The following is a 10,061-nucleotide window of genomic DNA, read 5'->3' as shown; positions in this document are numbered from 1 at the left end:
CCCCGGCGCGTCCTCCCGACCGGAGAAAGATAAGCATTAAGCTAGAGCGCAGGAAGAAATTCCGTGCAGACTACCCAAAACAGCAAAAACAAAAACACACCCCGCCAAAACAACATCCACCAACACAAAAAGGAAAAGATCACCCCCCGGAAGGATACTGCTCCCGCATCGCCCGCTTGTTGAGTTTCCCCACGCTGGTACGCGCCAGTTCAGACACGAAGCGCACCCGATCCGGCACGCCATAGCGAGAAATCGTCCCTGCTTCAGCGGCCGCCATCACATGCTGCCGGATATCCTCTTCGGAAACATTGGCCGCATCCTTCTTCAGCACGACCAGAGCAACGGGCCGCTCTCCCCACTTGCCATCCTGCACCCCGATGACTGCCGTTTCAGCCACGGCAGGATGTCGTGCGATGATGTCCTCGATCTGTAGAGAAGAGACCCATTCGCCTCCGGTCTTGATGACATCCTTGATCCTGTCGGTCACCTGGAGATAGCCCTCGGCATCCAGATGGCCGATATCTTGCGTATGCAGCCACCCACCGCGCCACAACTCTTCCGATGCGTCCGGTTGATGCAGATAGCCCTGAGTCAGCCAGGGGGCGCGCACCACGACTTCGCCGGTGCTCTTGCCATCCCGAGGACAGTCGTTCATCTCGGCGTCCACCGTGCGCAAGGCCACCAGCGGCAAGGGCCGCCCGGTCTTCACCCGCACCGTGGCTTCGCGCTCACCGCCCAGCTCCGCAGTCGGCACCTGCGCCAGCGTCAACACCGGACAGGTCTCCGACATCCCGTAGCCGGTAAAGACATCAATCCCCCGATCCCGCGCCATCCGCGCCAGACTCCCGGTCATCGCCGAACCGCCAATGATCATCTTCCACCCCGACAGATCCACCTCGCGCGCCTGCTCGGAAGTCAGCACCATCTGCAGAATGGTCGGCACACAATGCGAGAACGTCACCTTCTCCTCACGGATCAGCTTGCAGATGGTATCGGGTACATAACGCCCCGGATATACCTGCTTGACCCCCGCCATCGTCGCCACATAAGGCAGCCCCCACGCATGTACATGGAACATCGGCGTCAAGGGCATATAGACATCGTCCCGATGCAAACGCCCCTGCTGCGGCGCCAATGCCAGCCCGGCCGTGGTGCCCAGCGTATGCAGTACCAGCTGCCGATGGCTGAAATACACCCCCTTGGGCAAGCCCGTCGTACCGGTGGTGTAGAAGGTGGTCGCGCGCGCGTTCTCGTCAAAGTCAGGGAAGTCATACCGGCTGCCAGCCTCGGCCAGCAAGGCTTCGTACTCCCCCGCAAAGCCCGGTCCCTGCGGACAGGGACTGCCATCGTCGGTGAGCAGAACACAGCGCGTCAGCGTGTTCAGCTCGCCCCGGATCTGCTTCAACACCGGCATGAAATCCGAATTGACCAGCAAGATATCCGCCTGGGCATGATTCAAGGTGTAGGCAATCTGCTCCGGCGACAGACGCACATTCACCGTCTGCAACACGCAACCCATCATCGGCACCGCGAAGAAACATTCCAGATAGCGATTGCTGTCCCAGTCCATCACGGCCACCGTATGGCCGGCCTGCACGCCCATTTCCTTGAGCACATTGGCCAGCCGCTGCACCCGCTCGTAAAAGCCGGTATAGCTCAGGCGACGCGCGCCGTAAATGATTTCCTGCTCGGGGGCGGTGGCCAGGGCGCTGTGCAGCAACTGCTTGATCAACAGCGGATAGCCATAGGCCGACGGGGTTTGCTCGATCGTTTGGGGCATGCCGGAGTCTCCTTTGTTGTGCGGCGGCAGGGCCGCCTCTTATGTCTTATGGACAGGATGGATGAAACGAACCCCGATGATACCGCCAAGTCCCCGACAGCATGGTCGTCGGGACGACGAAATTGCGCATCGTCCCGAGCTCGCCCTGGCAAGATCAGCGCTTTTCTTCCAGCGAGGTCACGGTCAGTGCACCATCGACCCGGTCGGCAGTAAAGCGGATCTTTTCACCTTCGCGCGCCCGCGCCAGGATCTCGGGCGTGGCCTTGAACACCATCGTCATGCCACCCATCTGCAAATTGGGAATCTCGCCATGACGGATGGTCAGCTTGCCATTGCCGGTGTCGACCTTGCGGATTTCACCCTCCACCTGCGGCGCATCACCCTGTGCGTGAGCCGCCCATGCGTCAAGACAAAGGACTACGGTGATGAGGAGCTTGCGTAACATGATCTTTCCTTTCATGAAGTCATCAGCGAAGCGCATTCGCTGATTCAAAAAACAGTCATTCAACAATGAGATTGCCGGGGCCTTCAACGAGTCGAAAATTCAATGATGCCCCTGATGCCCGCCGGGCTTGATGACCTCCAGCGTGGCCGGTCCGGAGGAGCCCGGTCGGTCCGGTGTCGCCCGCCGTGCCTCGGGCATCTCGCCCTGCCATTCGCGCGCCACCGTGCCGGCAGGGGCGCGATACCAGCCGGGGTCCCGATAGTCATCCCGCGCCAGCGTGTGCCTAACCTTGACGGTGCTGAACATGCCACCCATCTCGATGGGTCCGTACGGTCCGCGTCCGGTCATCATGGGCAGAGTGTTGTCCGGCAGAGGCATCTCCATCTCGCCCATCGAGCCGCCCTTGTCGCCCATGACCATGTAGTCGGGAATGAGCCGGCTGATCTTGTTCACTACCTTGGACTGGTCAACCCCGATCATGGTCGGCACGTCATGGCCCATGGCGTTCATGGTGTGGTGCGCCTTGTGACAGTGCAGGGCCCAGTCGCCTTCTTCGGTGGCGTCAAACTCGATGGCGCGCATCTGGCCCACGGCAATGTCGGTGGTGACCTCAGGCCAGCGTGCCGATGGCGGCACCCAGCCGCCATCAGTGCCGGTGACGCTGAACTCGTGACCATGCAGATGCAGCGGATGATTGGTCATGGTGAGATTGCCCACGCGGATGCGCACCCGGTCGTTCTGTCGTACCACCAGCGGGTCGATGCCGGGGAAGGCGCGGCTGTTCCAGGTCCACAGGTTGAAGTCCAGCATGGTGCTGACCTTGGGGACGGCTGCCCCCGGCGCAATGTCGTAGGCATTCATCAGGAACACGAAATCGCGGTCCACCCGCATGAAGCCGGGGTCTCTGGGATGCGTGACCCAGAAGCCCATCATGCCCATGGCCATCTGCACCATCTCGTCGGCATGGGGGTGATACATGAAGGTGCCGGCCCGTTTGGCCGTGAATTCGTAGACGTAGGTCTTGCCCGGCGGGATGGCCGGCTGCGTCAGGCCCGATACGCCATCCATGCCGTTGGGCAGGCGCTGGCCGTGCCAGTGCACCGACGTTGCCTCAGGCAGCTTGTTGGTGACGAAGATGCGCACCCGGTCGCCTTCCACCACTTCGATGGTCGGGCCGGGGCTCTGGCCGTTGTAGCCCCACAGCCTGGCCTTCATGCCGGGGGCGATTTCACGTTCCACCGCTTCGGCCACCAGATGGAATTCCTTGACGCCGTTCTTCATGCGCCAGGGCAGGCTCCAGCCGTTGAGCGTGACCACCGGCTGATAAGGGCGGCCATTGGCAGGTTGCAGTGGCGGCTGCGTCGCGGCGCTGGTTTGCAGTGCGGCTTCGGGCAGGCTGGCGGCGCCCGCGCGGCTGAGGGCGCCGGCGCTCACCGCCAGGGCCGCGCCTTGCAGGAAGTGGCGGCGTTGTTTGTCGGTCGGGTTCATGGTTGCTTTCCTGGTTGGGGATGGCCGCCCAGCGCCTGTTGCAGGCCGGCGTCGGCGATCCAGAAATCACGCTGGGCTTCGATGGCGGCGTTCACGGTGGCAGCCTGTTCGCGGGCGTCGGCCAGCAGGGCGAAGACGCTGATGAGCATGCCGTTGTAGCGCAGTACGTTTTCCTCGGCGATGCGCTGGCGTAGCGGCACCAGTTGATCCTGGAAACGTCGTGCCAGCGCATAGGCATCCTCCCGCTCGCGCCAGGCCAGGCGCGCCTGGGCGCGGGCATCGAGCACGCTGGCGGCCAGTTTGTGCGCGCCTTGCAGATAGATGGCCTCGGCCTTGGCCACGCGCGCCTGGCCCCAATCGAACAAGGGAATCTCCAGCGAGATTTCGTAACCGTTTTCGGGCGGCTTGCCGCGCTCGGTGGTCCGCACTGCGCCCAGGTCCAGCACGTTGATCAGGCGCGTGCTGCGGGTCAGGCCCAGCGAGGCTTGCAGGCCCTCCAGTTCGGTGCGCGCAGCCTGCACGTCCAGGCGCTGTTGCAGGGCTTGCTGTTCGATGTCGTCCACCGTATCAAGCTGCCGGGGCAGTGCCGGCAATTGCGCGGGCAGGGCGAAATCCGGCGCCAGGCCCAGCAGGCGGGCCAGCGCTTCCTTGTGTTGCGCCGCCTGCCGACGGGCCTGTTGCAGGCTGGCCTGGGCCTGCCCATAGAAGAACTGCTCGCGCGCCGCATCAAGCTGGCTGATATTGCCCAGCCGCGCCATCTGCGCGGCCAGTTCATGCGCGGCCTCGGCAGCGTCGGCTACTTGCTCCTGATACTGCAAGCCCTGCTGCGCGGCGACCGCCCGATAGTAGGCTTGTCGGGTCTGTGCTGCGACCGTCAACACGCGCCCGGCCAGCCACAGACGGACCTGCTCGAAGCGCCGTTGCTCGATGCGCGAGGCAGCCGGCAGGGTGAGCAGGCGCATGAGGCCCAACGACAGGCTGCGTTCGATCTTCAGATCGTCACCGGCATGGGTGCGCTTGAAAGAAAACCCCGGATTGGGCAGCCGCCCGGCTTGCACCAGGTCGGCTTCGGCCACGCCGAGTTGGGCGAACTCGGCCTGCAGGTCCGGATTGTGGATGAGCGCAATCTGTACCGCATCGTCGGCGTTGGCCAGGCGCGCTGCACCGTCGGCAGGATCGTGCAGCAACTGGCGCACGCGCTCCTTGCTGGCCTGGGTTTGTTGCGGGGTGCGGTTCCAGGCAGGGGCCTGGCCGAGACGCGCGCTGCTGCTCTGCGCGAGCTGGTCGAAACCGCCGTCGGGCGACAGCTGCGCGCAGCCGGCCAGCAAGGCGCAGGCGGCCACGGCGGCAGCCCGCCAGGGACGTGAAACGTGGGACATCATGGAATCCTCGTCTGATGATGATCGTCATGCCCCGCACGCGCCGGGTTCGGCACGTGCGGGCTCAGACACACGCGAAGGTGTGTAGGGCGATGTCAGGCGAGGGCAGGGGGACGGTCGGGATTTTCCGGCAGATAGCCGACGAAGCCGGAAGCCGGCAGCGCGATGAATTCGCGCGAGGGAAGATCGGGGGCAGGTGGTGCAGTCAAGGCCAGCGGCAGCAGGCCACCGACGGTGCAGGCGGCGCAGAAGCTGCAGGAGCCGTGGGCCTGTGGCTGTTGATGATGTTGGGTCTGTGTATCATCGGCAGCGGCCACTTGCGCTGCTGCCAGATGATCCGCGTGATGTCCTTGATGCGTCTGATGTGCCTGATGTGCATGCGGCATCGCCGACGCGTGATGCTGCAGCGACTGCCGTTGCCCGGGCGCGCAGGCCTGAAGCATCGCAGCCAATCCCTGGACGGGAATGGCCAGCATCAGCAACCAGAGCAGGAGGAGTTTTGCGCGCAGCATCATGGGCGGCAGTATAGACCGCCGCTGCGTCGGCGATCAAGCTGTCGCGCCGGACTCAGGTGCCGGCCTTGCGCTGGCGCAAGCCGCGTACCAGGCGCAGTCCGTTGAAGACCACGATCAGGCTGGCTCCCATGTCGGCAAACACCGCCATCCATAACGAACTCATGCCCAGCAGCGCCAGCGCCAGGAACACCGCCTTGATGCCCAGCGCAATGCTGATGTTCTGCACCAGTACCGTATGGGCCTTGCGGCTCAAGCGGATGAAGTCGGGGATTTTGCGCAGGTCGTCATCCATCAGCGCCACATCGGCCGTCTCCAGCGCCGTGTCGGTACCGGCCGCGCCCATGGCGAAACCGATGTCGGCGCGCGCCAGCGCCGGGGCATCATTGATGCCATCGCCCACCATGCCCACGCTGCGCACGCCGTGGCGCGCAGCGAGTTCCTCGATCACCTTGAGCTTGTCCTCCGGCAGTTGCTCGCCACGGGCATCAGCAATCCCGGTCTGCGCGGCGATGGCCTGGGCCGTATGGCCATTGTCGCCGGTCAGCATGATGACCTCCACGCCCAGCGCCCGCAGCCCGGCCACCGCTTCCTTGCTGCCGGGACGCACGGTGTCGGCCACGGCGATCAACAACTGCGGCTGATCTTCGCGGCATAGCAGGGTAGTGGTCTTGCCCTGTTTTTCGAAGGCTTGCAAACGTGCTTCCAGTTCCGGGCTGCATTGGCCCAGCTCATGCACCAGACGGTGATTGCCCAGGTGCAGCATTTGTCCGCCAATGCGTCCCTGTACGCCGCGTCCGGCCAGGGCGGCAAAGTCGCTGACCTCCAGGGTGACGATCTCTTCCTGATCGGCAATGGCGCGCGAGACCGGATGATCCGAGCGCGCCGCCAGTGACACCGCCAGTTGCAGCAGGGCCTGCTGGTCGGCATCGGCATGCAGCGAAACCACGTCGGTCACGCGTGGCTTGCCGAAGGTGAGGGTGCCGGTCTTGTCCAGCGCCAGGGTGCGCAGCTGGCGGCCTTGCTCCAGATAGACGCCGCCCTTGATCAGGATGCCATGGCGCGCCGCCGAGGCCAGGCCGCTGACGATGGTCACGGGGGTGGAGATGACCAGCGCGCAGGGGCAGGCGATCACCAGCAGCACCAGGGCCTTGTACAGCCAGGGCTGGAAGGGTGCGCCGGCCAGCAGCGGCGGCAGTATCGCCACCAGCACGGCCATCACGACGACGGCCGGGATGTAGTAGCGCGCAAAATGGTCGACGAAGCGTTGCGTAGGCGCGCGCTGGCCCTGTGCCTGCTGCACGCTCTTGACGATGCGCGCCAGCGTCGAATCACCTTGCACGGCTGTCACGCGCATCTCGAAGGCGCCCTGTTCATTGATGGTGCCGGCGAAGACCGGGTCACCTTCCTGCTTCTGTACCGGTATGCTTTCGCCGGTGATGGCGGCCTGGTTGATGCTGGTGCTACCAGACAGCAGTACACCATCCAGCGGTACACGTTCCCCAGGGGCCACCCGTACAGTGTCGTCCACTGTCACGGTACGGGCCGGTACAGTTGACCAGACACCGTCCTCGCCGCGCCGGGTCGCCATGTCGGGCGTCATCGCCATCAGTCCGGCAATGGCATGGCGGGCGCGGTCCAGTGACAGGGCTTCGATCATCTCGGCCAGGGTGAACAGCACGATCACTACGGCAGCTTCCGGCCACTGGCCGATCGCGGCGGCGCCGATGACGGCCAGCGACATCAGGAAATTCATGTTCAGCGAGACATTGCGCAGCGCGATCCAGCCCTTCTTGAGCGTACCCAGTCCGCCCAGCAGGATGGCGGCGATGGCCAGGGCGATCACGGGCAGGGAACGTTCATCCCCGCTGGTCCAGGCCAGTACTTCGGCGCCCAGAGCGGCCACGCCGGCCAGACCCAGCAGCGCCCAGCGGCGCGCCGGGATGCGATAGGCGGCGGTCTGGTCGGGGGCGTCACGTCCGGCTTCGGCGTCCAGCGAGTCGGACTTCACGGCAGGCAGCATGTCCAGTGCCTTCAAGGTGTCCACCAGCGGGGCGATGGAAGGCAACTGGTGTTGCACGGTCAGCTCGCGCTGGATCAGGTTGAAGGCCAGCGTACCCACGCCGGGCATCTGCGCGAGACGTTCGCGGATGAGCTTTTCTTCGGTCGGGCAATCCATCTTCTGGATGAAGAAGACCGCCTCTTCGGTCGCCCCCTCCAGCTGCGCCGCCACCACCGGGGCAGAGACCGCCTCGTTGCTGGCGCAGCCATGGCCGGCGCAGCAGCCGTGGGCCTGTGTCCGGGGAGCATGCGCGTGGTCGTGGTCATGCTGGTCATGCGAGTGATGGTGATCGTGCTTGTGCGAATGGGCAGTCATTGAGCGCTCCTTGTGCAGCCAACAGGTTTCAGGGGTATATTAAAAACCCTGAAGTAACTACAAGGTCAAGCGAGGATCATCATGGATACGCTCAAGATCGGCGACCTGGCCACTCAGGCCGATTGCCCGGTGGAAACCATCCGTTATTACGAGAAGCAGGCGCTGTTACCCGCGCCCACGCGCTCGCAGTCCAACTACCGCCTCTATGGTGTGCGGCATGTGGAGCGCTTGCAGTTCATCCGTCATTGCCGCTCGCTGGACATGACGCTCGACGAGGTGCGCGAGCTGCTGCGCCTGCGCGATGCGCCCGAGCAGAATTGCGGGGAAGTCAACGCGCTGCTGGACAAGCACATCGGCCACGTGGCCCAGCGCATTGCGCAGTTGCAGGCGCTGCAGGCGCAGCTGCAGCAGTTGCGCGCCCAGTGCGAGGGGGAGCAGCCGGCGCGCGATTGCGGCATCCTGCAAGGGCTGGCCAGCCTGCCCGATGACCTCAAGCCGGCCAACCTGGGCAGCCATGGCGGCGGCTGCCATTGAGGCCCGTCTTCAGGCCGGGCGTGCCAGCCAGGCCAGCACTTCCTCGATCACTTCATCGGGCTTTTCACGCTGGGGGAAGTGACCTGCGCCGGCGATGAGCACGCGGCGATAGGCGTTGCCGAAATGCTGTTGCTTGTCTTCGGAGGTGGAGGGATCATTGGCGCCGTCGTCGGTCCCGTGCAACACCAGGGTCGGGACCATGATGCGCGGTGTTTCCTGCAACCGGGCTTCCAGCGCCGCATAGGTCGGATCGCCATCGGCGAAGCCCCAGCGGTGACGATAGGAATGCAGGCAGATATCGGCCCAGTCCGGATTGTCGAAGGAGGCGGCCGTATTGGCGAATTCGCTGTCGGCGAACTTCCATGAAGGCGACCAGGTATTCCACATGAAGCGCGTGAGCGCGCGGCGTTCATTGCGCAGCTCGGCCTCGCCGCGCGAGGTGGCCAAGAACCAGTGGTACCAGTAGTTGCGGGCTTGCGGCAGGGACAGTGTCTGGTCCGGGGTATTGGTTCCCCAGCCCACGGAGAGGGCGATGCAGTGGGTGATGCGTGCGGGCGTCTGCGAGGCCGCAATGTAGGCCGCCCGTGCGCCCCAGTCGTGGCCGATGACGCCATAGCGCTCCAGCCCCAGAGCATCGGCAAAGGCCATCAGGTCGCTGCCCAGTGCGGCCAGCTGGCCGCTGCGGGGCGTCGATCCGGACAGAAAGCAGGTCGGCCCGTAGCCGCGCAGGTAGGGCCGGATCACCCGGTAGCCGGCTGCCCGCAAGGGCCGCAGGAAGGAGTCCCAGGTGCGTACGTCATCCGGCCAGCCATGCAGCAGGATCACGGCAGGCGCCTCGGGCGGGCCGCTGGTCTCAAAGCCGATGCGCAGCCTGTCGGTTTCAACGAAACTCAAGTGATTGCTCTGTGGCATCTTGGACATCCCCCCTTTATCTTTATGCGGGCGATCTTGACCCTACCCGGATAACGTAATTTTGAGTGACATATGAAGGGTAATTATCATCGCAAGTCCGGTTGCGCGCTGCAAGCCTGGCATTTTTTGCTCTGGTGAAGGATTTCACCGTTTTGCCAGGATGGCTTGCCTCATCCACGCGGTGATCGTCGGCGGCCAGGGCGGCATCGTCATGTGCGCGCCTGCGCATCGGTGCAGCACGGTGCTGCGGCCCCGAGCGCATCGAGGATGGGGCAGTCGGGGCGGTTGTCGCCATGGCAGTCCTGCACCAGCCGTTCCAGCGTGGTCTTCATGCCTTGCAGTTCGCGGATGCGTTGCTCCAGTTCGCCGATGTGGGTCTGCGCCAGTTGCTTGACCTTGCGGCTGGAGCGCGACTGGTCCAGCCACAGTCCGATCAGGTCGCTCACCTGGGCCATGGAAAACCCCAGTTGCCGGGCCTGGCGGATGAAGCGCAGCAGGTGCACCTCGCGCTCGCCGTAGACGCGGTAGCCGGCATCGGTGCGACCGGCCTTGGGGATGAGTCCCGTTTCTTCATAATGGCGGATCATCTTGGCCGAGACACCCGAGGCGCTGGCGGCTTGTCCGATATTCATGT

General features: G+C 64.4%; 9 protein-coding genes. 1 reads left to right on the top strand and 8 read right to left on the bottom strand.

Features of this window, described 5'->3' with window-relative positions; all coding sequences use genetic code 11:
- Nucleotides 1-139 precede the first annotated feature (139 nt).
- The 6 genes from ACODSZ_RS20730 to ACODSZ_RS20705 form a co-directional block, all read right to left on the bottom strand.
- Nucleotides 140-1,780: a fatty acid--CoA ligase gene (locus tag ACODSZ_RS20730; RefSeq protein ID WP_488928449.1), complete on the bottom strand. Its 1,641-nt coding sequence runs from the start codon at nt 1,778-1,780 to the stop codon at nt 140-142.
- A gap of 154 nt (nt 1,781-1,934) precedes the next feature.
- On the bottom strand, nt 1,935-2,225 hold the full coding sequence (locus ACODSZ_RS20725; RefSeq protein WP_034350108.1) for a copper-binding protein: 291 nt from the start codon (nt 2,223-2,225) through the stop codon (nt 1,935-1,937).
- A gap of 99 nt (nt 2,226-2,324) precedes the next feature.
- Complete coding sequence (locus tag ACODSZ_RS20720) at nt 2,325-3,713, bottom strand: multicopper oxidase family protein (RefSeq protein ID WP_488928448.1); 1,389 nt, start codon at nt 3,711-3,713, stop codon at nt 2,325-2,327.
- Nucleotides 3,710-5,095 carry a TolC family protein gene (locus ACODSZ_RS20715; protein WP_488928447.1) on the bottom strand — a complete coding sequence of 462 codons (1,386 nt, stop codon included), beginning with the start codon at nt 5,093-5,095 and terminating at the stop codon, nt 3,710-3,712. Before ACODSZ_RS20715 ends, ACODSZ_RS20720 begins: the two co-directional genes overlap by 4 nt.
- 92 nt (nt 5,096-5,187) lie before the next feature.
- A complete protein-coding gene (locus ACODSZ_RS20710; protein WP_488928446.1) occupies nt 5,188-5,607 on the bottom strand; it encodes a DUF2946 family protein in 420 nt (139 codons plus the stop codon).
- Nucleotides 5,608-5,659: 52 nt separating this feature from the next.
- The gene (locus tag ACODSZ_RS20705; protein WP_488928445.1) at nt 5,660-7,981 is read right to left on the bottom strand and encodes a heavy metal translocating P-type ATPase; all 2,322 of its coding nucleotides are present in this window, start codon (nt 7,979-7,981) and stop codon (nt 5,660-5,662) included.
- An 81-nt stretch (nt 7,982-8,062) separates the two neighbouring features.
- On the opposite strand from ACODSZ_RS20705, the gene cadR reads away from it, so the two are divergent.
- Nucleotides 8,063-8,515 (top strand): Cd(II)/Pb(II)-responsive transcriptional regulator, encoded by a 453-nt coding sequence (cadR, locus tag ACODSZ_RS20700; RefSeq protein WP_175343152.1) that lies wholly within the window; start codon nt 8,063-8,065, stop codon nt 8,513-8,515.
- A gap of 9 nt (nt 8,516-8,524) precedes the next feature.
- Here cadR and ACODSZ_RS20695 read toward each other — a convergent pair whose 3' ends face one another.
- Both ACODSZ_RS20695 and cueR read right to left on the bottom strand, forming a co-directional pair.
- Entirely contained in the window at nt 8,525-9,427 is a 903-nt protein-coding gene (locus ACODSZ_RS20695; RefSeq protein WP_488928451.1) for an alpha/beta fold hydrolase, read from the bottom strand.
- A gap of 209 nt (nt 9,428-9,636) precedes the next feature.
- Nucleotides 9,637-10,059 (bottom strand): Cu(I)-responsive transcriptional regulator, encoded by a 423-nt coding sequence (gene cueR, locus ACODSZ_RS20690; protein ID WP_175343153.1) that lies wholly within the window; start codon nt 10,057-10,059, stop codon nt 9,637-9,639.
- Nucleotides 10,060-10,061: the final 2 nt, after the last annotated feature.

It is taken from the genome of Herbaspirillum sp. FG34, from assembly GCF_057809315.1.
This window is presented reverse-complemented; position numbering and strand designations above follow the sequence as displayed.

Bases quoted from the DNA above. Each gene is read 5' to 3' on its own strand.
- ACODSZ_RS20730 (WP_488928449.1), bottom strand. From the start codon at position 1,780: ATGCCCCAAACGATCGAGCAAACCCCGTCGGCCTATGGCTATCCGCTG.
- ACODSZ_RS20725 (WP_034350108.1), bottom strand. From the start codon at position 2,225: ATGTTACGCAAGCTCCTCATCACCGTAGTCCTTTGTCTTGACGCATGG.
- ACODSZ_RS20720 (WP_488928448.1), bottom strand. From the start codon at position 3,713: ATGAACCCGACCGACAAACAACGCCGCCACTTCCTGCAAGGCGCGGCC.
- ACODSZ_RS20715 (WP_488928447.1), bottom strand. From the start codon at position 5,095: ATGATGTCCCACGTTTCACGTCCCTGGCGGGCTGCCGCCGTGGCCGCC.
- ACODSZ_RS20710 (WP_488928446.1), bottom strand. From the start codon at position 5,607: ATGATGCTGCGCGCAAAACTCCTCCTGCTCTGGTTGCTGATGCTGGCC.
- ACODSZ_RS20705 (WP_488928445.1), bottom strand. From the start codon at position 7,981: ATGACTGCCCATTCGCACAAGCACGATCACCATCACTCGCATGACCAG.
- cadR (WP_175343152.1), top strand. From the start codon at position 8,063: ATGGATACGCTCAAGATCGGCGACCTGGCCACTCAGGCCGATTGCCCG.
- ACODSZ_RS20695 (WP_488928451.1), bottom strand. From the start codon at position 9,427: ATGCCACAGAGCAATCACTTGAGTTTCGTTGAAACCGACAGGCTGCGC.
- cueR (WP_175343153.1), bottom strand. From the start codon at position 10,059: ATGAATATCGGACAAGCCGCCAGCGCCTCGGGTGTCTCGGCCAAGATG.